This is a genomic window from Virgibacillus sp. NKC19-3 (genome assembly GCF_019837165.1).
Lineage (GTDB): Bacteria > Bacillota > Bacilli > Bacillales > Amphibacillaceae > Virgibacillus_L > Virgibacillus_L saliphilus.
This window is the reverse complement of record NZ_JAGYHC010000001.1, coordinates 2,703,960-2,726,092: the sequence shown is the minus strand read 5'-3', so window position 1 is coordinate 2,726,092 and position 22,133 is coordinate 2,703,960. Positions and strand designations below refer to the sequence as shown.

At 38.0% G+C, this 22,133-nt stretch carries 28 protein-coding genes and 1 pseudogene; 20 read left to right on the top strand and 9 right to left on the bottom strand.

Annotated features, from left to right (window positions below; all coding sequences use genetic code 11):
• The first annotated feature begins 77 nt into the window (after window positions 1-77).
• The gene (locus KFZ56_RS13250) at window positions 78-1,637 is read left to right on the top strand and encodes a Na+/H+ antiporter NhaC family protein (RefSeq protein ID WP_222642386.1); all 1,560 of its coding nucleotides are present in this window, start codon (window positions 78-80) and stop codon (window positions 1,635-1,637) included.
• A gap of 93 nt (window positions 1,638-1,730) precedes the next feature.
• On the opposite strand, the gene KFZ56_RS13245 is transcribed toward KFZ56_RS13250, so the two are convergent.
• The gene (locus KFZ56_RS13245) at window positions 1,731-2,675 is read right to left on the bottom strand and encodes a M23 family metallopeptidase (protein ID WP_222643989.1); all 945 of its coding nucleotides are present in this window, start codon (window positions 2,673-2,675) and stop codon (window positions 1,731-1,733) included.
• Between the two features lie 49 nt (window positions 2,676-2,724).
• Complete coding sequence (locus KFZ56_RS13240; protein WP_222642385.1) at window positions 2,725-3,282, bottom strand: YhcN/YlaJ family sporulation lipoprotein; 558 nt, start codon at window positions 3,280-3,282, stop codon at window positions 2,725-2,727.
• 140 nt (window positions 3,283-3,422) lie between these two features.
• On the opposite strand from KFZ56_RS13240, the gene KFZ56_RS13235 reads away from it, so the two are divergent.
• Entirely contained in the window at window positions 3,423-3,698 is a 276-nt protein-coding gene (locus tag KFZ56_RS13235) for a YutD family protein (RefSeq protein WP_222642384.1), read from the top strand.
• A gap of 28 nt (window positions 3,699-3,726) precedes the next feature.
• Here the strand turns inward: KFZ56_RS13235 and KFZ56_RS13230 are convergent, their stop codons facing one another.
• A complete protein-coding gene (locus tag KFZ56_RS13230) occupies window positions 3,727-4,002 on the bottom strand; it encodes a hypothetical protein (RefSeq protein WP_222642383.1) in 276 nt (91 codons plus the stop codon).
• 302 nt (window positions 4,003-4,304) lie between these two features.
• Between KFZ56_RS13230 and KFZ56_RS13225 the strand changes: the two genes are divergently transcribed.
• The 3 genes from KFZ56_RS13225 (at window position 4,305) to nucF (ending at window position 6,675) form a co-directional block, all read left to right on the top strand.
• Window positions 4,305-4,805, top strand: coding sequence for a hypothetical protein (locus tag KFZ56_RS13225; protein ID WP_222642382.1), 501 nt, complete (start codon window positions 4,305-4,307; stop codon window positions 4,803-4,805).
• A 249-nt stretch (window positions 4,806-5,054) separates the two neighbouring features.
• Window positions 5,055-5,495, top strand: a complete 441-nt coding sequence (locus KFZ56_RS13220; RefSeq protein WP_222643988.1) for a DUF86 domain-containing protein — start codon at window positions 5,055-5,057, stop codon at window positions 5,493-5,495.
• A 409-nt stretch (window positions 5,496-5,904) separates the two neighbouring features.
• Entirely contained in the window at window positions 5,905-6,675 is a 771-nt protein-coding gene (gene nucF / locus KFZ56_RS13215; protein ID WP_222642381.1) for a 5' nucleotidase NucF, read from the top strand.
• A gap of 32 nt (window positions 6,676-6,707) precedes the next feature.
• On the opposite strand, the gene KFZ56_RS13210 is transcribed toward nucF, so the two are convergent.
• Window positions 6,708-7,220 (bottom strand): phosphatidylglycerophosphatase A family protein, encoded by a 513-nt coding sequence (locus KFZ56_RS13210; protein ID WP_222642380.1) that lies wholly within the window; start codon window positions 7,218-7,220, stop codon window positions 6,708-6,710.
• Between the two features lie 87 nt (window positions 7,221-7,307).
• Here KFZ56_RS13210 and KFZ56_RS13205 point away from each other — a divergent pair, with 87 nt between their 5' ends.
• Both KFZ56_RS13205 and KFZ56_RS13200 read left to right on the top strand, forming a co-directional pair.
• Window positions 7,308-8,285 (top strand): YutH/CotS family kinase-like spore coat protein, encoded by a 978-nt coding sequence (locus tag KFZ56_RS13205; protein WP_255585139.1) that lies wholly within the window; start codon window positions 7,308-7,310, stop codon window positions 8,283-8,285.
• Window positions 8,286-8,309: 24 nt separating this feature from the next.
• Window positions 8,310-9,272 carry a 2-hydroxyacid dehydrogenase gene (locus tag KFZ56_RS13200; protein WP_222642379.1) on the top strand — a complete coding sequence of 321 codons (963 nt, stop codon included), beginning with the start codon at window positions 8,310-8,312 and terminating at the stop codon, window positions 9,270-9,272.
• An 85-nt stretch (window positions 9,273-9,357) separates the two neighbouring features.
• On the opposite strand, the gene KFZ56_RS13195 is transcribed toward KFZ56_RS13200, so the two are convergent.
• Entirely contained in the window at window positions 9,358-9,582 is a 225-nt protein-coding gene (locus KFZ56_RS13195; RefSeq protein ID WP_222642378.1) for a NifU family protein, read from the bottom strand.
• Window positions 9,583-9,733: 151 nt separating this feature from the next.
• Here KFZ56_RS13195 and KFZ56_RS13190 point away from each other — a divergent pair, with 151 nt between their 5' ends.
• The 10 genes and pseudogenes from KFZ56_RS13190 to KFZ56_RS13145 all read left to right on the top strand — a co-directional run bounded on the left by KFZ56_RS13190 (window position 9,734) and on the right by KFZ56_RS13145 (window position 15,821).
• Window positions 9,734-10,063, top strand: a complete 330-nt coding sequence (locus KFZ56_RS13190) for a YuzD family protein (RefSeq protein WP_222642377.1) — start codon at window positions 9,734-9,736, stop codon at window positions 10,061-10,063.
• 326 nt (window positions 10,064-10,389) lie between these two features.
• Window positions 10,390-10,566: a hypothetical protein gene (locus KFZ56_RS13185; RefSeq protein ID WP_222642376.1), complete on the top strand. Its 177-nt coding sequence runs from the start codon at window positions 10,390-10,392 to the stop codon at window positions 10,564-10,566.
• A 676-nt stretch (window positions 10,567-11,242) separates the two neighbouring features.
• Window positions 11,243-11,542, top strand: a complete 300-nt coding sequence (locus KFZ56_RS13180; RefSeq protein ID WP_222642375.1) for a TIGR04104 family putative zinc finger protein — start codon at window positions 11,243-11,245, stop codon at window positions 11,540-11,542.
• An 82-nt stretch (window positions 11,543-11,624) separates the two neighbouring features.
• A pseudogene (locus KFZ56_RS13175) lies at window positions 11,625-12,020 on the top strand (VOC family protein).
• A 171-nt stretch (window positions 12,021-12,191) separates the two neighbouring features.
• Entirely contained in the window at window positions 12,192-13,157 is a 966-nt protein-coding gene (locus KFZ56_RS13170; RefSeq protein WP_255585138.1) for a S66 peptidase family protein, read from the top strand.
• Window positions 13,158-13,254: 97 nt separating this feature from the next.
• Window positions 13,255-13,521, top strand: a complete 267-nt coding sequence (locus tag KFZ56_RS13165; protein WP_309228300.1) for a TIGR04104 family putative zinc finger protein — start codon at window positions 13,255-13,257, stop codon at window positions 13,519-13,521.
• Window positions 13,522-13,598: 77 nt separating this feature from the next.
• On the top strand, window positions 13,599-13,787 hold the full coding sequence (locus tag KFZ56_RS13160; protein WP_222642373.1) for a hypothetical protein: 189 nt from the start codon (window positions 13,599-13,601) through the stop codon (window positions 13,785-13,787).
• Window positions 13,788-13,960: 173 nt separating this feature from the next.
• Entirely contained in the window at window positions 13,961-14,737 is a 777-nt protein-coding gene (locus KFZ56_RS13155; RefSeq protein WP_222642372.1) for an ABC transporter ATP-binding protein, read from the top strand.
• Complete coding sequence (locus tag KFZ56_RS13150; RefSeq protein ID WP_222642371.1) at window positions 14,734-15,342, top strand: hypothetical protein; 609 nt, start codon at window positions 14,734-14,736, stop codon at window positions 15,340-15,342. The genes KFZ56_RS13155 and KFZ56_RS13150 overlap by 4 nt, the downstream gene beginning before the upstream one ends.
• 122 nt (window positions 15,343-15,464) lie before the next feature.
• The gene (locus KFZ56_RS13145; RefSeq protein WP_222642370.1) at window positions 15,465-15,821 is read left to right on the top strand and encodes a HesB/IscA family protein; all 357 of its coding nucleotides are present in this window, start codon (window positions 15,465-15,467) and stop codon (window positions 15,819-15,821) included.
• Window positions 15,822-15,981: 160 nt separating this feature from the next.
• Here KFZ56_RS13145 and KFZ56_RS13140 read toward each other — a convergent pair whose 3' ends face one another.
• On the bottom strand, window positions 15,982-16,968 hold the full coding sequence (locus KFZ56_RS13140; RefSeq protein WP_222642369.1) for an NAD(P)/FAD-dependent oxidoreductase: 987 nt from the start codon (window positions 16,966-16,968) through the stop codon (window positions 15,982-15,984).
• 314 nt (window positions 16,969-17,282) lie between these two features.
• Here KFZ56_RS13140 and KFZ56_RS13135 point away from each other — a divergent pair, with 314 nt between their 5' ends.
• The 3 genes from KFZ56_RS13135 (at window position 17,283) to spsC (ending at window position 19,650) form a co-directional block, all read left to right on the top strand.
• The gene (locus KFZ56_RS13135; protein ID WP_222642368.1) at window positions 17,283-18,500 is read left to right on the top strand and encodes an NAD(P)/FAD-dependent oxidoreductase; all 1,218 of its coding nucleotides are present in this window, start codon (window positions 17,283-17,285) and stop codon (window positions 18,498-18,500) included.
• Window positions 18,501-18,599: 99 nt separating this feature from the next.
• Complete coding sequence (locus tag KFZ56_RS13130; protein ID WP_222642367.1) at window positions 18,600-18,911, top strand: YuiB family protein; 312 nt, start codon at window positions 18,600-18,602, stop codon at window positions 18,909-18,911.
• 58 nt (window positions 18,912-18,969) lie between these two features.
• Window positions 18,970-19,650, top strand: a complete 681-nt coding sequence (spsC, locus tag KFZ56_RS13125; RefSeq protein ID WP_222642366.1) for a stationary phase survival protein SpsC — start codon at window positions 18,970-18,972, stop codon at window positions 19,648-19,650.
• A 201-nt stretch (window positions 19,651-19,851) separates the two neighbouring features.
• Here spsC and KFZ56_RS13120 read toward each other — a convergent pair whose 3' ends face one another.
• The 3 genes from KFZ56_RS13120 to deoD form a co-directional block, all read right to left on the bottom strand.
• Entirely contained in the window at window positions 19,852-20,325 is a 474-nt protein-coding gene (locus KFZ56_RS13120; RefSeq protein WP_222642365.1) for a divergent PAP2 family protein, read from the bottom strand.
• 101 nt (window positions 20,326-20,426) lie between these two features.
• Window positions 20,427-21,020, bottom strand: a complete 594-nt coding sequence (locus tag KFZ56_RS13115) for a biotin transporter BioY (RefSeq protein ID WP_222642364.1) — start codon at window positions 21,018-21,020, stop codon at window positions 20,427-20,429.
• Between the two features lie 82 nt (window positions 21,021-21,102).
• A complete protein-coding gene (gene deoD, locus KFZ56_RS13110) occupies window positions 21,103-21,810 on the bottom strand; it encodes a purine-nucleoside phosphorylase (protein ID WP_222642363.1) in 708 nt (235 codons plus the stop codon).
• Window positions 21,811-22,133 lie beyond the last annotated feature (323 nt).

The window sequence follows — 22,133 nt, the reverse complement described above, 5'->3', positions numbered from 1 at the left end:
GCTTTTTTTAAGAAGCACAATGCTCTGCGTGACTTTATCTCCATGCATAATCATAAAAATTATTGGAGGTAAGCGTAATGGAAGGGACTATTTATTCAATTATTCCGCCTGTTGTTATGCTCGTTCTTGTTTTGTTAACGAGAAAAGTATTAATTTCATTAGGTCTAGGGATTCTGATTGGCGCATTATTTATTCATCATTTTGCGATCGGAAGCAGCCTAAAAGAAATAGGTGTGGTGTTTTATGAAATATTTGTCTTGGATGGAGCATGGAACACGGGAAATATCTTACTTATTAGTTTCCTGTTATTACTCGGTATTATGACGGCCTTCCTGCAAGCATCGGGGGGAAGTAGAGCGTTTGGTGAATGGATGGTCAAGCATGTGAAGACGAGAACCGGAGCTCAGATTGTAACTCCAATTCTTGGTTTGATAATTTTTATAGATGATTATTTTAACAGTCTGGCTGTCGGTCAAATTGCTAGACCATTAACAGATCGTCATAAGATTTCTAGGGCGAAACTTGCGTATTTTATTGATTCAACGTCGGCTCCGGTAACTGTACTTTCACCAATTTCAAGCTGGGGTGCTTATATTATTGGTATTCTTGGAGGTCTATTTGCCGTTAATGGTGTTACAGATATTCAACCAATAACTGCATTTATTCAAATGATTCCCTTAAATTTGTACGCGCTGGCTGCTATTCTCCTTGTTTTTTTGGTAGCTTATTTTAAAATGGATATCGGAGCAATGCGATCACATGAGGAGCGAGCTGTTGAAAAAGGAGAGCTCCTTGATCCTAAGCAGCATCATGTACCTGGTGATTTAGGGAATACGTTAGACTCGCATAAAGGGGGGAAAGTATACCATTTATTAGTACCTATTGGTGTGCTTATTGCAGCAACGGTTGTGTCCATGCTCATAACAGGAGCAAATGCGAGCGAAGGCGATGTTACAATACTAACTATGTTTGCTAATACAGATGTGAATCTATCCTTATTCAGCGGTGGGTTAATAGCCGTATTAACTTCTTTCGTATTTCACTTCCAGCAACAGAAACCCAGAGCACATATAATTAAAATATGTAGCGAAGGTATAAAAACAATGTTGCCGGCAATTTATATATTAGTATTGGCATGGATGATCGGTTCTATTATCGGGACCCTGGAGACTGGGGAGTATTTAGCGCAGTTGGTTAGTGACGCTTCAATCAGTGCGTCTATGCTGCCATTCCTGTTTTTCATCATTGCGGGGGTTATGGCAGTTGCTACAGGGACCTCTTGGGGAACATTTGGGATTATGTTACCAATTGCTGCTGAAGTAACGGTTATTGCGGATATCCATATGCTTCTTCCCACATTAGCTGCAGTATTGGCTGGCTCTGTATTCGGTGATCACTGTACCCCAATTTCTGATACAACGATTCTCTCGTCAACCGGAGCAGGTGCGAATCATATTGATCATGTTGTAACCCAAGTACCATATGCTATTATAGCCGCAGTCGCTGCAAGTGTTGGTTATCTGATTATCGGTTTCACTAATCAAATATTATTAGCCCTGCTCGTTACATTCTTTGTCATTATTGGTGTAGGCATATTCGTTGGTTTTATAACGAAATCAAAAGTGAAGAAGGCGTAGTACTGCATTACCCTTAGAATTTGATGTTACTTCTTAACCTTTTCTAACGTACAAGAGAAGAAAAAAGCTTCTACCGTGTGGGTAGAGGCTTCTTCATTCGTTTATCATTCGTTCCCATCTCTTCAAGAAAGGATAAGGGTCAAATGACCATTCACGATCTCCGTTATCTTGATACATCCCATAATGCAGATGTGGAGGGAATTTTCCGGAAGTTCCGGGTGGACCATAACCGGTAGAACCAACGCTTCCTAGTTCATCTCCAGGCTGTACGACTTGGCCTACTTCTAAGTCATCGCTATATCCGCTCATATGCGCGTAATAATGGTAGACGTTAAAAATATCACGTATGCCGATGCGCCAGCCGCCGTATAAATTCCATCCCATCATTTCAACAACTCCATAGGTTGTAGATTTTACCGGCGTTCCGTAGTCAGCGAATATATCCGTTCCTTCATGGATCCGTAAACCGCCAAATCCGCGCTTGTCTCCCCATGTGCTATTGTAGCTGTAATTATATTGGGTGGAAACAGGAAAGTCTCGGTCGGTTAAGTTGATTTCTTGAAACTGTCTAAATACTTTGGAAGTGTTCATAATGGTTTGTACGGTGAGATCTCGTTTGTAGTAATTCCACAGTGCGATCTTTATATCGTCTTCTACCTGTCCGTATTCAAGCAGGATATTAGCCATCGTGTACAATACATCTTCCGCGTTTTCCGGGTCCGCTTTACCATCGCCATTTCCGTCTTTCCCTTTCCCGCTAAAAAATTCAATGATCCGTTCATCTTTTATCATCGAACTATTTCCAATTCCAAACCAAATTTCTGGTGGGATATCTATGGAAATGACCTGTTCATCATCGGGGTCTTCCTTGATGTTTCGTTCAAAATTATCAATGGCTGCCAAGTAATACCATGGAATTTGTGTTAATGCTTCTGTTTTTTTAAAAAGTGCCATCCGCTTATCATAAATATCTTCATCCGCATAGACAGTCCCGGCGTACGTGAAAATAGTCGTTATTAGAATTAAACCGATGAGCATTTGTTTGTAGAACAATATATTTCACCCCCTGTTCGGTCCGCCTATTGGTTTATTCATTTCCTTGTGGTGATTTTTTCATTTCTTCAATAATGCGATCAATGGTGTTATCGTAATTCCGGTTTTCAGTGGTTGAATTCGACAGACTTTCTATATCTTCCATTAATACTTCGTTTTCTGAAACATATATTTCAAAAAATCTCGGCATGATTGACATTGCTGTTTTCTTCGCAATGTCCGCTGCGGTAGCACCATCCATATCTTGCTCTTTTTCATAAGCAATGAGAACTTCTCCATCTGTAACAAGCGTTGCTACTTCCTCAAAGCCATCGTTTCGTAAAATAACACGTGTAATCATATTGGCCATTTCGTTACGGTCTATGGTTATATTACGGTTTCCTTCCTGGTCATTATCTACTTGATCATTCGTATAACGAACGTAGCCCAGCTTTTCGTCTAATTCTTCATCTACAGGTGCTTGTTGCTGTTCTCTAGTTGGATTTAAAGGTTCAGCATCATTTGGATCATCTCCGGCATTGTCGGTACTTCCGCAGCCAGTTAATGCAAAAAGTGCAATTAGAACAATTGGTATAAAAAGTTTCGGATACATTATGTCCCTCCTCCAGGTAGATTGGTTAATTTTCCTTCATAGTGTCTGTACAGATACGCTAATTCATGCATGAAATTATTTCTAGTCGCCCGCATGTGAATTATGATAAACTATAGATAGCTTAAACGAGGTGAGTAGCTTTGATTGAATTGCACGGAAATCATTACGAAATTATGGAGAACATAAAAAAGGGATTTGAAGAAGAGGCTTTTAAAGAGCGTTATTCAGATATCTTGTCCAAATACGACTATATTGTAGGTGATTGGGGTTACGAACAATTGAGGCTTAAGGGCTTTTATGATGATTACAATAAAAAAGCACCTGCTGATATGAAAATAGCTGCCCTGGACGATTATTTGTATGAGTACTGTAACTTCGGCTGTGCCTATTTTGTTTTAAAAAAGGTGGATAAATAGAAGGGGCAGTAGTTCTGATTAGGAACTACTACTCACTCTCTTTGGGGTTGCCCGGCTCATCGTGGATAGGATGTGCACCCGGGGTTTGTCTGGGGAGGTCGTTATGCAATTTCTTGTCAGGAAAGACAAAGGCACTATCGCGCTTTTGCCCTTCTTTCCATGGAGTTGATTTACTTTCGACTTGTTCATCTTTATTAACAGCTGATCCAAATGCACCTTCCGGATATTCTTCCGGTATTAACACGTTTCTCATACTGTCTACATTGGAAAAATCAGAGTAATCTTTTTTGGGCTTTTTTTTCATGGGATCATCCTTTCTATGCTTATTTTTCACCAAAAGAGATAAATATATGTTTTGTTTTTTTACTCGTTCATTCCATGTTTATTGACATGATGTAATTCATATAATCATATTTGTGCATTGTGAAATGGATAGATGTAGTCAAGCTTGGTAAAGGAATAGTTCAGCCAATGCATGAATATTCATATAAATCATTACCGTACAAGAAGAAGGGAGTGTAAGTTTGAAATGAATAGAAGTTTGATGTAGAAACAAGACCCATACATTGGAATTAATTAAGAAAACTGAAAAGGGGATATTAGAAAATGAAGAAATTGCTTTTACCTATAGGATTCGTATTGATAGGTCTTTTTACAGCATGTAGCTCTGCAGAAGGAGACGAACTGGTCGATTACCAAAATGGTTATGTTGAAAACGTGGTGAACAAGACTGAAGAGGTTGATCAAAAGTTTCAGGAATCATTAGAAGCTCAAACTATGGAAGAAATGATAGAGATGCAAGAAAATGAAGTTATGCCAATGGTTAGTGAAATAGGAGAATACATAGACGATCAGGAACCGGAAACAGATGATGTGAAGGAATATCATGATATGAGGGCAGAAGAAATGAGTATATGGGAAGAGGCTTTTGATTTGAGATTCGAAGCATTAGAAAAAATGGCAAATAATGAGAGTGACCAAGAGGTAGATGAACTTATTGCACAATCAGACGAGAAACTTGATGAGTCCGATGAAATAGGAATGGAAGTAGAACAGAAACTGGGAGAACTGGTAGAAGAATATAACTTGGAATTTGAGGAGGAGTAGTGAAACTGGATCAAATTCGAATGAGGGCAGTCGACAAGTAAGCGTGTCGTGCTACACCAAAACGATAGTACCATAGTAAACAGGTAATGAGCGGAGAAACGGTCGTCAAGAAGCATTCATGACGACCGTTTTATAAATCATATAATGTATTGCTTCGTTTTTATTTCACTAACCATATCAGGTTTCTTCTATTATCTATTCATAATATGGTATGCTAAAGAGGTAGTAATAATGATCGGAGGTTTACCAATGTATTTTGTTGATCGAAGTAAAATGGAGCAAAAGCTTGTATATATGGATGAAATAATACAGGAAATAAACAAGCATACCTATGATTCTTTCCTGGAAAAATTAAGTTTGGAAAGAATGGTTCATGTTTTCATTGAATCTACACTTGATGTAGGGAATATGATGATTGATGGATTTATTATGCGTGATCCGGGTGGATATGAAGATATCATTACTATTTTAATCGATGAGAAGGTGCTACCGAAGGATGAGGAGGAGGCCTACAAGGCGATGATTCGACTGCGCAAAATGATTGTACATGACTACATGAGCATCGATCATAACAAATTAAAAGAAACGATGATTGGAAATCAAACTATTTTTGAAATGTATAGCACCCATATAAGAACATATGTAGATAATGAACTAGGAGTTGCGAACGCATTTACAAATGGCAGTTGAGGTTGGGACAAAACAAACGTGTTTCATTAAAAAGACGAACATTATCAAGCTTAGCGTAGGAAATATGCGGAGACTCCAGCGGGAGAAAAGGCATAGGTGAGACACCGAAGTGCGATAGCAATCTTTTTTGCGAGGAGTGCTGCTCCTCGAAGTCGCTTGCAACACGACGAGCACAAGGGGCTCACCAGCCGCCCTAAGGTGCGCGAAGTATATTTCCGAAGCGATGTATGTTCGGATTTTATTTGTTAAAAATACTTTTGTCCCAGCCTCATTGTATAAGTGCAACTAAGGCTTTTGCGTAAGGAGCATGCATTCCAAAGCATAAGGGTTTCTAAAACTGCACAGAACGCTTTCATAAGAATCCCTTTAAGCCTAGTTTTCTAAAGTCGCAGTGAAATGAGGGTATAAGGTGAAACGATATAAAGGTTATTTGATTGATTTGGATGGAACAATGTATCAAGGGACTGATCCTATTGAAGGAGCTGCTGATTTTGTCGATGCTTTGCATGATGATGGTATTCCCTATTTATTTTTAACTAATAATTCGTCGAAAACGCAAGAAGATGTTTCGGATAAGCTAAATGCGATGGGCATTAGGTCGACCCCTGACAATGTGGTTACGACAAGTTTGGCAACAGCCACGTATATTAAACAGAAAAAAGCGAATGCACGGGTATATGTCATTGGGGAAGAGGGTATTCATCAAGCGTTGCAGGAACAAGGTCTTACCATTACGGAGGAGGATTGTGATTTTGTTGTCGTTGGCATTGATCGACATGTCACTTATGAAAAATTTGCAAAGGCCTGCTTAGCTATTCGAAATGGCGCTACATTTATTTCTACAAACAGCGATGTTTCTATTCCGACAGAGCGTGGGCTTTTGCCGGGAAATGGTGCACTGACCTCTGTGATTACGGTGAGTACAGGAAGGACGCCGATTTTTATCGGAAAGCCGGAAGCAGTCATCATGGAACAGGCATTGCAGATATTAAACCTCCCAAGGCGAGATACCTTAATGGTTGGGGATAATTATCATACGGATATTCTTGCCGGGATTCATGCAGGTATTGATACACTAATGGTTTTTACCGGGGTAACGCCCTATGAAGAACTTCCTCATTTGGAAAAAAAGCCGACCTATCATGTGCAGCGTCTAATGGAATGGACTGAAAATATATAGGAAGAGCTCGGGGAAGCTCTTCCTACTTGTTTCTAATCATCGATATCCTCATCATCGACATTACTATGAGCGAGTCTGCTTGAAGCTGATGCTGCTATAGCTCCTACAATATCATCCAGAAACGTATGAACCTCACCTGTCGATTTATCATTTAGCTTTTTTAATATTCCTGGTTTTTGTTTGTCAATATAACCATAATTCGTAAAACCAATGGATCCATACACATTCACAATGGACAAGGCAATTACTTCATCAATGCCATATAACCCCTCATCTGTATCAATTGTTTTCTGTAGTGGTTGCTCCAGCATGTTCTTCTCGGCTAATTCATCCAATTGTATACCTGTTAAAATAGCATTTTGAACTTCTCTTTTTGTTAATACACGATCAACATTGTATCTGCATTCATCCATACTTAAATTGTCATGATAGTTGGATTGCAAGTAATAGACAAGCTCCGCAATATCCTCTATTTGAACGCCGCGCTCAGTTAACCATTGTCTTGCTTTTAATTCTAATTCACTTTTATTTGTATTTTTCTCCACTATAATCACCTTTTCTTTTCGAATTTAAGTTAAGAATCGCCTGATTTGCTCATACACTAATGATAAAAGCAATGGGGGGAGATAATGTTGCCTTTGAGAGAATTACTTACTACACATTACGCTATCCAAACAGAAGAGAAATTGATGCTGGATGGTAAGGAAGGCTATAGACAGGGCGAATATGTTTATTTTACCATTTCTGCCGATAATAAGGAAATTATCTATATGGAGCAGGCGGCACTTGCCTATTACTTGGTGGAAAATGGATATCACCATCTTGCTATTCCAGTTCCCAACGTTCATGGTGAATGGTTTAGCCCATACCAAGAAAAGAAGTATATCGTTTTACAGGTTCAGTATACTCAGCAGGAAAATGATTTACCAAATGGGGAGGTTCTGGCCAATTTTCATCATATAGGTGCTGCATATAGCTATGAACCACAGGCTATTTCCAGCTATGGCGGATGGAAGCAATTGTGGATTGATAAATTAACCGTATTTGAAACGAAAATTGAGCAAGACGCCATGGAACATTCATCAAATTATTCGCGCTTGCTGATGGATGTGTTGCCATACATTATAGGGATCAGCGAGAATGCGATTCAATATATAGGTGAGAGTGAGAAGGACTATCGATTCCATGATGCTGATCAAGGTACGATTGCTTTTCGGAGATATACAGGTAATTTAGTGAATCCGGTGTTATGGATGAATGATTTGGTATATGATCATCCAACAAGAGATTTGGCTGAATATATTCGTCAGTTAATGCTTGAAAGTAAGGATGAACAAGATATTGTTACATTTCTAAATGACTATCAATCCATTCGGCCACTATCGGTTTTTAGTTGGCGTCTCTTGTATGCAAGGTTGATTTTCCCCATCCATTTATTTGATCCGATCAGCAAAGGATTCCTCCAGCAGATCCCCGCAGAACAACTCCATGAAGAGATGACAGCGCTTCTCGACAAGCAAGCAATTTATGAGGAAAGATTAAGCCATTTCTTTCAGATGGCGAACATTGAAACAGATTCACTACATATTCCTGTGTTACACTGGCTGTAACAAACGTTTGAGGGGTGTTCAAAAATGACGAAGCCATACATTTATATTACGAGAAAAATCCCAGATGCAATCATCCATCCATATGCAGACCAATTTGATTTTAAAATGTGGGAAAAAGCAGATGAACCAGTACCAAGGGATATTTTGCTAAAAGAAGTCGAACGTGCAGATGGTTTGTTGTGCATGTTAAGCGATAACATTGATGAAGCGCTTTTGAATGTTGCAAACCAAATGAAAGTTGTTGCAAACTTGGCAGTTGGTTACGACAATATTGATGTGGCAGCAGCCAAAGACCGCGGTATCACTGTGACGAATACACCGGATGTGTTAACGGAAACAACTGCCGACTTAACATTTGCTTTATTGATGGCGACTGCAAGACGTATCGTGGAGGCAGACAGCTATATTAAAAAAGATTTATGGAAAAATTGGGCACCTTATTTACTTGCAGGATCTGATATTCATCATAAAACAATCGGAATCGTCGGGATGGGAAGAATTGGTGAAGCAGTTGCCAGACGTGCGAAGGGTTTTGGCATGTCGATATTATATCATAATCGTTCACGGCATTATGAAACGGAAAAAGAGCTGCAGGCAACCTATGCTGATTTCAACGAACTGTTGACGGTATCTGATTTTGTTCTTTCCCTCGTGCCATTGACGAAGGAAACAGAACAAATATTTGACCGCTACGCATTTGAGCAAATGAAATCATCCGCTATTTTCATTAATGCATCACGTGGTGCTACGGTTGATGAAGACGCGTTATTTGAGGCATTACAGACAAATCAGATACAAGCAGCTGGGCTTGATGTCTATACAGAAGAACCGATCCAAGCAAATCATTCCCTCGTTCAATTGGATAATACTGTATGTCTACCACATATCGGTTCATCTACAGGAGAAACCCGATCAGCGATGCTAAATCTGTGCCTGGATAATATTGCAGCAGTTTTTTCTGGAAATGCTCCGAAGACGCCTGTGTAAAAAACAAAAAGCAGACAGTTTTTCTAAAAACTGTCTGCTTTATTTATATGTGTTATGCTTTGTTGATAAACTAGGTTTTCTACTATTAAAATACTTGTTCGATTTCCTTAACGCCAGGTACTTCAGACATTAGTGCACGCTCAATTCCAGCTTTTAACGTAATTGTAGAACTTGGGCAATTACCACAGGCACCCATGAGACGAATAAGAACAATGCCATCATCATCAACATCAACTAATTCTACATCCCCACCATCACGCAGTAAGAATGGACGAAGCTTGGTGATTACCTCTTGTACTTGTTCTTCCATTATTCATCTTCTCCCTTCCAGATACTAATTATAAAGGATATTTGTAGAAAAATCTATCTAATACTTAAATAACATATACTCCAGTTAATTATATTTTACCTCTTTATAAAGATTATGTAAAATAAAAGTAACTAAAAAGGGGGAGTTCAAAATGGGAAAGACGAAAGTTGTGATTACCATATATGGTGCAGAGCAAATCTGCGCGAGCTGTGTCGGTGCGCCAGGTTCAAAAGATACCTATGAATGGCTTCAAGCTGCCATTGGACGAAAGTATGATGACGATGTAATCGAATATGAATATGTTGATATTGATCATCCTCCAAACGAAGAGAAACATCAACAATTTGTGGCACGGATTGTGGAAGAAGACTTATTTTATCCAATCGTATTTGTGAATGAAGAAATGGTTGCAGAGGGAATACCACGATTGAAAACGATCTACAAAGAGCTAGATAAACATGGTGTTGGGTTGCAGGATTAATAGGGATGCATGGAATGAACAAATTTAGAAGTTATAAGGTTTATGATGTAAGGGATTGAAACAGTTCCTTACAATTTTTGGATATTCAGAAATCCGGTGAAAAAGTCCGCCAGTTGAGTAAATTATTTATTTCAAGTTGCTATGTATGAAGAGAAAGAATTAAATGAGAATGAATTAGAAAGGTTAAAATCACCGAACTTACTAAAGAAAATGACGAGAAAAATTTTTCTGACTATATCTCAAATAATACGTTGCCTGAAGAGTTTCGAGTAGAATCTGAAAGAATTAGCTAGTACATTACCACTTTAAATGAGATGCTTTATGAAATGGACGAGATGTTTAATGATTTTATGAAAGATGCAAGTAAAGGTGAATTTCCTGAAATAAACATTACATCCACAATGGATCAAGCTGATGTGGAGAATGGAAAGGGACAGGCAAAAATAGTAGATTTTCTTGATAAGAAAAATATTAAAACAAAAGCATTTGGACAGGCAAATTAAGATGCATTTTAGTTTAGCAGCTACATTCATCCTAATGGGTAAGCTGTGAAACTTTATTAACACCCAAACAATATTCACATGGTTGTCGATATCAGCAAGTGTGACTTGTGCTTTTGATGACTCAGCTACGAAAAATCATTTGATATGAAAGTTGCGCTATCAGACCCTCGGTTATCAGAGCTATTGAACAATTTATGTTGACGCAATTATAAGATATTATGAGATTATATCTTAATGGAGGTGAATGACATGTCTATGCCGGAGAAAATTATTCGAGAAATTGAGATGTTAAGTGAACATGACAGACGAGGGGGTTGTTATATATGAATGAAATCATTTGGGGCGATATGATACTCCAACTTGTTATTTTGCGGTTCTAATTTTAACCATTGTATTAATTGTGTCGGTTTTTCGCGTTATGACTAAACATTCTAAATAAATTGATAAGAGGTCAATTATAAATATAATCATTGATATAGCACTTATATTGGTACTTTGGTTTGTTCTGGAATTTATCGGAGTAAACACATCAACTGTAGTTCCAAGTTTGATAGAAGGGCGACAAAATTTATTCTACCTTGGATCGTATTATATTGGCTTATACGACTTATTAAAAGTCTGGAGAAAAGATGAGTTATATACTTCATATTAACCTTTTAAGGAAAGGGGTATTAACATGCCAACCTGTCAGAATTGTCATCATAAATGGAGTTGGAAACAAACCTTTAAGAAATCTTTTACACTAGGTGGTGGGATGACGTGTCCCTATTGTGAGGAAAAACAATATATTACTCCGCGTACAAGAACAAGAAGTACAATAATTACTTTTATCATAATCGCATTATTCATGCTTAGTAATCTTTTCTTTGGACCTTCATACATTTTTTTCTTTGTTATAATAAGTGTATTACCACTTTTTCTCGTGACGTATCCTTTTTTTATTGAACTATCTAATAAAGAAGAACCGCTTTGGTGATTGTTTCTAATCATGCGCAATGGATGGAATAAATGCGCTTCTTTTGGGAGATTACTTTGAAACGTAATAAGGAGGTTGATTCTTGCCTAAAGGATTACTGCATCACATTGAAATATACGTTTCAGATCTAAAAAAGTCAACTGAATTGTGGGGATGGTTCCTCGAAGAACTTGGATATAACACATTTTAGAAATGGGATGGTGGGCAAAGCTGGAAGTTAGGAGATACCTATATCGTCTTTGTACAAACGGAGGAAAAGTTTTTGGATGTTTCATATCATAGACGTCGAGTCGGTCTTAATCACCTAGCATTTTTCGCAGACTCACGGCAACACGTCGATAATATAACAAAGAAATTGGTAGATAAAGGAATTACGATCCTTTATACAAATGATCACCCATTCGCTGGGGGAGATGACCATTACGCAGTTTACTTTGAAGACCCTGATAGGATAAAGGTGGAACTTGTAGCACCTTAACAATTTAACGGAGGGGCAATTTTGGTGTGTGAATTATTCCGTTCTTGAACCGGTCACACCGAATATTAATTATTGATAAAAGGATGATTAAAAATGAAGTTTACCACTCCACAACGTTTAATTCCAGGAGATACAGTTGCAGTAATATCTCCCTAAACAGGTTTACCTAATTTGTTTCCACATATTTTCAATTATGGAATAAGTGTTTTGCAGGAAGAATTTAATTTGAACGTTAAAGAAATGAGTACTGTACGCGCGGCTCCGGAACGGCTTTATAATAATCCAAAACAAAGGGCAGAAGATCTCAATCAAGCTTTTGCAGATCCAAACATCAAAGGTATCTTTTGTTCAATCGGTGGGGATGATGCCATAAGAATACTTCCTTATTTAGACAAGGAACTTATACTTAGAAATCCCAAAGTTGTTATTGGTTCATCGGATAATACAACATTTCTAGCATATTTAAATCAATTAGGATTAGTTACCTTTTATGGACCTACTGTTATGGCAGGAATTTCTCAAATTAGAAACTTGGATCCTCTTTATAAAAGACACGTTGTAGATTTGTTGTTTCAGCCACATCATAAGTATGAATACTCTCCTTTCGATTATTGGTCGCAAGGTTACCCGGACTGGTCTAATACAGATAATATAGGAAAAATCAATGAAAAAAACCAAAATACCGAGGGATGGAAATGGTTACAAGGTGACGGTATAAAAAGCGGAAGATTGTTCGGAGGTAATATTGAAGTTTTTGAAATGATGAAAGGTACAACATATTTTCCTGAAGATGAATTCTTTGATGATAAGGTTCTTTTTTTAGAGAATGGCGAAGGAACAACTACAGTTAATCAAATAAAACGGATGCTAAGAAATTATGGTGTTCAAAGAATTTTTGAACGTATACGAGGACTTATTTTCGGCAGGGCTAGAGATTACTCACCTCAAGAAAGGGATCAATTAGATAATGTAATAACAAGTGTTATTCAACAGGAATTTAATCAATATGATCTACCTATAATTAGTAATTTTGATTTCGGACATACAGATCCAATGTCAATTCTTCCATTAGGGGTTCCAGTTGAAGTAAATTGTGAGGAAAAGCGAATAATGCTTATGGAACCCAGTGTGTTGTAGATTCGTTTTTAAAATAGGGTCTAAAAAGAGAACTAGCATTTTGTTCTTAAAAAGAGCGGGTCAATCTGATAGCATAGAAAACAAGGGAGATTAAAAGATGCCAACTTGTGAAAACTGTGGCCATATTCGGACCTGGAAGCAAATGTTGAAAACGTCTTTCACGCTGGATCCGGCAATGATATGTCCTGATTGCGGGGAAAAACAATATGAAACACCTAAATCAAGAATCAGAAACAGTTTATTAACTTTTATCGTCTTGTCACCGCTCCTTATCAGCATCTTTTTTGATATTACTCCCATACTCCTGCTTAGTTTGTTTCCTGTTTTGTTCTGTGTCGTTACATTACTTTATCCTTTTTTATAAAGATAAGCAGCAGAGAGAAGTATATCAACTTTTTTAAATAGTAAGTTTCAAGAATATAGATTCAAAGGAGGATTAGCGTGGAAGAGCAATATTTTGTTGGTTGGGGAACGCTAACCCTTATTAACGCCGGATTAGCTCAAGGAAAAAACAGATCGGGTCTTAATTGGTTTTTCCTATCTTTGTTTTTTGGCCCGATAGCAACATTTATACTAGTGATGTTGGAAAAGCTACCGCCGGAAGAAGATGAAAATGATAACGAAAGATAATTAATTTCATTCATAGATGCAAAGCCTTTAAGGGAGAGAATGGAGGATAAAATGAGAAGAAAATGTTAAAGAGAAAATAGATTTATATACAACGCAGAAGAAATATTTTAAATACTTCGTAATTTACTTTAATTAGTCTAATACATATATATAGGAAAAGAAGAGGTGAACGTATGCCTGTGAATTTGCAGTTTGAAGAAGTGACAAAGCAAAGGGATGCATTTATGCTGAGTATTCCCGAAATGACAATAGAAAAGGGCGAGATTCTAGGTGTTATTGGGAATAACGGTGCTGGAAAATCTACGATGATTCAGCTGGTGCTCGGATTGATTCAGCCTACGAGCGGTACGATTAATCGGTATATAGACGGTGATTTGGCGCCGTCATTAAAAGATTGGAAGCATGATGTAGGTTTTGTGTTTGATGATTTATCCGTGTATGAGGACATGCATTTAACGAAACTTGCTTCATTTTTGGGTGAGGTCTACCCGGATTGGGATGATGCCTATTACTTTTCCTTATTGGAAAAATTTGATGTGGATACAAAGAAAAAGATTAAAAAATTCTCTCGGGGTATGCGTATGAAAGCTGGTATTGCAGTAGCTCTTGCCCACCATCCGAATCTGTTACTACTTGATGAACCGACATCCGGTTTGGACACCAAATCTAGAAAACAAATGATTACACGCTTGCAAAAGGAGCATGAAACGAACGGGACGACGATTATTTTTTCATCTCATATTCTATCCGATATGGAGCAGCTCGCTACTTCAGTTTGGCTGATGGATAAAGGGGAAATCCTCCTTCATGGGGATGTGGATGACCTACAGGCGAATCATGCTGTGGCTGAAGATGGTACCATACATAAAGAAGCAGCGGCTAAGGAAGGTATGAGACAGGCCACGTTGGAGGAGTTGCATGATTATTACTTGAGTGGTGACGCGGAATGATATCACTGATGAAGCTGGATTTTTGGCTGATGCGCTGGGCTATGCTTTTTATGTTGATTTTTGCACCGTTTGCAGGGGCTTTGTTTTACACAGACGCTTCGGTGACTGGGTTGATATTGATTTTTATCATGGGTGTGTCATTGACGCAAATGGATGAAAAACAACAAACGAGAAGGTTCATGTTGTCCTTACCACTGCCACTGAAAACATTTTTCCAAGCAAGAACGTTCTTTTTGATTTTTATCGGTGCGTTCTGGTTGATTTTTGAAGCGTTCGGTAGAATAATCGGAATTGGTGACGCCTCTTTAGGGGATATTTTCATGCACGTGACCACACAGTTTGCAACCATGATGGTGCTTGCACCTATCACTATTGCCATGTTTACATTACTAAATCACCCTGTCTTAAAGTGGGGATTAACGTTTTTGGTCTATATGATTATTATTATGGTCGGAGGGATGTTGGGACTTTTCATAACGAGTTTCACATATTTAGGTTTATTAGGATATGTTTTTAATGTTGTTTACCTCTTTCTCGCTGTAGGCGTATGCTGGCTCATTTTATGGATTGCGAACAAGATTCGGATGCGGGTTGATCTTGTTTAAACAATAATAAACCCTAAGGTTCTTTCTGAAAAATAGTATCAAATGATTGAACAGTTTCATGCTGGTTTGTATAATTATAGGTAACAAGAACATAATTTAATGGAAAGAGGAGGATCCGTGGTATGTCTATTTCGATTACAGATAGTGCTGGTGAACAAATTAAAGAAATGATGAAAGATGAAGCAGACAATGTTCGTCTACGCTTTGGAGTTAAGGGCGGTGGATGTAGCGGATTATCATATGCATTGGGATTCGAGAGTGAGATCAATGAAGAGCTTGATAAAGTTGAAGAAATTAATGGAATTCCTGTTGTCATGAATAATCAGGATATCCCGATCATCGAAGGTACGACGATCGACTTTAAACAAAATATGATGGGCGGCGGATTCAGCATTGATAATCCAAACGCGATTGTATCGTGCGGGTGCGGTTCTTCGTTTAAAGCAAAAGATAGAGCAGGAACACCAAGTGACTGCTAAGTATGAGATGGGCTAGAATGCTTGTAGGGTGTTCTAGCTTTTTTGGTAGGGTGAAAGATAAGCAGCTAGAGACGGTGGCATAAATTCCAGTCTCTAGCTTTTTTATCGTCTAGACTTCGCTGTCTAGCTCTGTCTCTGACCAGTCAACTACGCTCTTCGTTTAGAACATTGCTGTTGAATGTTTTGGTTGAATTCGGGCTTTTGGATCAATGTATTGTTTGGCATTATTAATGGCTGTAGGACCTTCACCAAAGCCGGTTGCGATTAGTTTAACTTTTCCATCATAGGTACAAATATCACCAGCTGCGTAAATGCCGGGAATGTTTGTTTCCATTTTCGTATTAACTACAATACTGTTTTTCTCGATTTCCAGTCCCCAGTCTTTGATTGGTCCAAGGGTGGAGACAAATCCATAATTACATAAGACGGAATCGACTTCGAGTTCTATCTCTTTATCTCCCTTAACCTCTTCTAAAATTAATTGATCAATCTTGTCACTTGTAACGATATCTTTAGGTGTATAAGGTGTTAAAATATTTACGCTTGAGGACATAAGCTTCTCAACACTGTGTTCATGTGCTCGGAACTTGTCCCGCCGATGAATAAGTGTGACTTTTTCTGCGATTGGCTCCAGCATTAATGCCCAGTCAACCGCAGAGTCACCGCCACCTAATAGTGCAACATTTTGTCCGCTATATTGGTTCATGTCTTTTACATGATAATGCAGATTTACACCTTCAAATTCATCACACTCCCCTATATTCAGACGACGTGGCTGAAATGCACCATTACCTGCTGTGATAATAATCGTCTTTGTATAGTGAGCCTCCCCTGTGTTGGAAATGAGTTTTAATACATCATCCTCTAGGCGTTCGACCTTTTCTATTGCTTGTTCTAAAACGATGGTTGGGTCAAACAAATTTGCCTGCTCCTCCAGATTATCGACTAACTCCTGTGCGCGAACTTTCGGAAATCCTGCTACATCATATATATCTTTCTCTGGATAAAGGGCTGTCAATTGCCCTCCAGTATGTGGTAAACTTTCAATTATTTTTACACTGGCTTGCCGCATGCCACCATAAAAAGCAGTAAATAAACCAGTTGGACCAGCGCCAATTATAGTGACATCAAAAACTTTATCTGCCAAGGAAAATCCCCCCAATTCTCATATTAAATTGTACAGCATTCCTATATTATCATAAATAAATATGCACTGTGTACTAACAAAGCCTAAGGTGAAAAGGTTATGAATAATACAACATTCGTATGAAGTTAAATCAAGGGTTGAAAATTTACGATAAAAAGTCTACTATTATCAATGTACATATTACATTTATGTTACAAACAGATTATAATTCTATTATTTTCATTAAGATTGATGAATACACGAATGTCATTTAAGTGAAAAACGTCACATAGGAATAAGTACATAAAGAAATACACAATTGGAAGTGATTTGTTATGAACAAACCAAATATAGTCATTCTAGGCGCAGGTTACGGTGGCATGATGACGACCATTAAATTACAGAGATCCATGAAAATAAACGAGGCAAATTTGACACTTGTTAATATAAACGATTATCATTATCAAGCAACTTGGCTACATGAAAATGCTGCGGGCACACTGCACCATGATCGCACTCAAATTCCGATTAGAGAAGTTATCAATAGGGAAAAAGTAAACTTTATTCAGGATAGAGTAATTTCCATTAAGCCTGATGAAAAAAAGGTCAAGCTTGAAAATAGAGAATTAGATTATGATATCCTTGTTGTGGGCCTCGGATTTGAATCCGCTACATTTGGCATTCCGGGACTGGAAGAACATGCTCATGTAATAGGTAACATTAACAGTGCTCGTTTGCTGAGAGAGCATTTGGAATACAATTTTGCTTTATATCATAATGAAAAAGATAAGAAAAAAGGGCGTCTGAACATTGTTGTTGGTGGTGGCGGATTTACAGGTGTCGAATTTGCAGGTGAGTTAGCTAATCGTATTCCAGCGTTATGTGAGGAATATGATATTGAAAAGGTGCAGGTTCGGATTATTAACATAGAAGGTTCAGAAACAATATTGCCTGGTTTTGACCCCCATCTCGTTGAATATGCGATGACTTCATTGGAATCCAGAGGTGTTGAATTTATAACCGGTGCGATGATAAAAGAATGCAAGCCGGAAAGCATCGTGTACGAAAAAGACGGGAAACAAGTAGAAATACCAACAATGACTTTTCTATGGGCAGCTGGGGTGCGTGCTAACTGCATCGTGGAAAAGTCCCAAATAGAAACAAATCGAGGCAAGGTAGAAGTACGTCCGGACATGCGCGCACCTAATTATGATGATGTATTTGTTATTGGAGATTGTGCGAAGGTTTTAGATCCAAAGAGCGGTATTCCTTATCCGCCGACCGCACAGATTGCTATTCAACAATCGGATGTAGTTGCAAACAATATAAAGTCGCTAGCTAGTAATGGAAAAATGGAAATATTCAAACCGAACATCGCAGGGTCTGTTGCCTCTTTAGGGAATAATGACGCCATAGCTGTTGTGATGAATAATTGGAAACTATTTGGTTGGAAAGCAGCCATGATGAAAAAAATAATCGACAATCGCTACCTGTTTAAATTAGGTGGAATTGGCTTGTTATTGAAGAAAGGTAAGTTTAATGTTTTTAATTAAATGTAGCAAAGGCAGACTCTGTCTTTGCTTTTTCTATGATTTATAATAAAATGAGGATGAGGTTTGTAGATAAGATTCGTCAGTAAAGGAGCTGCAGCATTGATTCAATTAATCGTTTCTGTGTTATTGTATTTCGTTATTTTTTTCGGTATCGCTTTTATTTTAAATATGCTATTGAGACGAACGTGGTTAATGTCTTTTTTATATCCGATCATCGTGGTTATGATCGTGGATAACATATCGACTTGGGAATATTTTACAAATCCGGGGGAGGCTTTTTCAACAGCAATCAAGCGGTTTACGGAAATTACACCAGTTGATATAACTATCCTGTTATCCGGGTTTGCTGGTACGATTGTTTCTGGAATTGTTATTAAAATTTTGCGCAAGAGTGGATATCAAATGTTTTAAAATTATTAATGAATAAAATTTTAAAGATTGGTAATGATGACATGAGAGAGGTGTTATTATGAAAATCAAAAATTTTATTCGAAGAACCGGAATGATTCTGTTGTTTGCAGGTGCTTTTTATGTAACTGTAACTACTATTTCAAATGTCACATTGACAGATATTCAGGTAGGGGGAGAAGCGGAAATATCCGATCGTTCAGCAAGTGCTTCGGAGTATAAACATACAGCGCTAGAGGAAAAAGGATTAAGCACCATAAATGAGAAGACAACGTATATTTCTAGTGATGAAATAGAAGGTCCGAAAACATTGGAAGAAGCAATTGATTTTGAACAGTATCCAACCGCTACAGTATCAGCAACAGGGTATACAGCTGGCGTAGAGTCTACAGATAAAACGCCGGATCATCCACAATATGGCATTACTTTTTCTGGTGTACAAGTAAAACGAGACTTGTATTCTACTATTGCAGCTGATTTAGATGTCTACCCAATCGGAACAATCATGTATATTCCGGATTATGGTTACGGGGTTGTAGCTGACAAGGGAAGCGCTATTACCGGAAATGATATTGATCTGTACTACCCGACAGTAGAAGACGTCTATGATAATTGGGGTAAAAAAGAAGTAGAAGTGTACATCGTTGAAATGGGTGATGGGAATTTAACCGAAGAAGCCCTTATGGAACTGAATGAAAATGAAGCTTTACAGGTATTTAGAGAGCAATCACCAGATAATTAATAATTAAAAAAGACAGGCTTTTAGTTAGGAAGCCTGTCTTTCTAACTGTAGGAAAGTATAAAATTAGAGCGTTGAAGAATTTCGGCATAGGAAAAATGGTAAAGTTCCACGTATAAGAAAAACATAAAAGCAGTAATTTCACAGGTTTCTACCAATTTGATTTCCGACATATGATTATTAGAAAGACGGGTTCTATTTTTCTTAATAAAACGGAAATAGCAGAAATGCGATGCCAACACCGGTTAAACTGCCAAAAAATACTTCAATTGGTTGATGCCCTAGAATCTCTTTTAACTCTTTCCTCTTTTCATATTCCGCTTTTTGATTCCAATCCTTTGCTCCATCAATGAAGTGTTGAAAGTCATTGATCAATTTGTTCAAAACTACAGCTTGTTCGCCCGCGTGTCTGCGTACGCCAGTTGCGTCGTACATGGTAATAATACTGAAAACGAAGGAAACAGCGAATATGCTGGAAGTTACACCTTCGACGATACCTATACCGGTAGTTAATGCTGTTACTGCCGCAGAATGACTGCTGGGCATACCACCACTGCTGAACGCTAAGCTTGGTTTAAACTCTTTTGACAAAAGGAGTCTAATAGGAACTTTCACAACCTGTGCAAAAATAATGGCAGTTACTGCGGCTAATAATGGAAAATTTAAAAACAACTCCATATAATGTAAAAACATCCTTCCTGCTATGTATCCTGAATAGGGCTGCATTTCTTGTGATTCCCATTATTTTATCACATTTAGTCCGCATGTAAAGCAATGATTTATATTTTCGCACCTAACCAGCGTGCAGGAATACGCTTGGCTATATGGACCATAAATGTAGCAGCTAAACAAGATAGCACAGCGTCTTTTATGAGAAAAGGCAGCATTCCAGCCCAAGCAAGCCAGTAGGAGATATCAAGTTCCAACCATGTATTCATGATCATGTACATATAAGAAACGCCAATTCCATAATTAACAATGAAACCAATGAAGGACGCAGTACCGTACGTAAATACAGAATTACTTTTGCTACGTTCTGCGATTAAACCAGTAAAGAAGGCGACAAACATAAATGAAAGAATAAATCCGCCTGTAGGGGTGATTAACATCATAGGTCCTGCTTTAAGTCCTGCAAAGATGGGAACCCCCGCTATTCCAACAAGTGTATAGATCATCATCGATATGGTCCCAAGCTTTTTTCCAAGCATCAACCCTGCCAAAATAGCAAAGAATGTCTGCAAAGATAAAGGGACAGATGTCCCTCCTATTGGGACAGCCAGGAATGGAAACCAAACTGTAATATTAGCACCAATTGCCATTAAACAGACAAATACGGCACTAAATGTTAAATCAATTGGACGTAACCCCTTCATAAAAACATCCCCCCTCTACGTTGATAATAAGGTAAAGGGGGATTATTGTCAACCTATTTTAAAACAAGTTGACAATTTTGGCTTATTTCAGTGCTGCGTCCAATGCAACTTCTATCATCTCATTAAACGTTGTTTGGCGCTCCTGCGATGTGGTTTCTTCTCCAGTCAAAATATGGTCGGAAACGGTTAAGACGGATAGTGCTTGCCGATCAAATTTAGCTGCTAATGTATACAGTGCTGATGTTTCCATTTCAATGGCAAGCACTTTATATTTTGCCAATAGTTCATTGATTTCTTTCGCATTGTCACGATAGAATGTATCACTTGTAAATACATTTCCTACTTGCAGGTTCATTCCTTTTTCGACACCAACATCGTACGCATTTTTCAGAAGATCAAAATCAGCGAGTGGTGCATAGTCAATACCGTTAAATACCATACGATTAAGTTGTGAATCTGTCGTCGACCCTTGTGCTAGAATAACATCGCGAACTTTCACGTCTTTTTGAATAGCCCCGCATGTTCCAACGCGAATGAACTTTTGTACATCATAGCTTTGAATCAATTCATTTACATAGATGGAAATAGAGGGAACTCCCATTCCGGTCCCTTGTACGGAAACCCGTTCCCCTTTATAGGTGCCGGTATACCCATACATGCCACGAACCTGATTATACTGTGTGACGTTTTCCAAAAATGTTTCTGCAATAAATTTAGCCCTTAGTGGGTCTCCTGGTAATAAAATTTTATCAGCAATTTCTCCTTGTTTAGCTCCAATATGTACACTCATACCTATTCCTCCCCAACAAAAAGTGGATCTTTCAAAATAACGGTATCATAACAGTTGGGTAAAGGCAATTATCTTAATGGGAGCAGGTTGTATTTCATTCGAGTAAAGTGCATGCTTGTTTTAACCATCGTTCAGGATTGTTATTTTATTGTTTCCATTTACTGAAATATGTTTATATTTGTAAACCACAATGTAATTTGCGGTGCAGGGAATAGGCGTTTGACTCTACAAAGGCAATTATGGTACTCTCTTAGAGTGACACTACATGAATTTTACAGTATTGAAGATCCTGAAGCAATATTCATACTGCTTAAGCTATAATA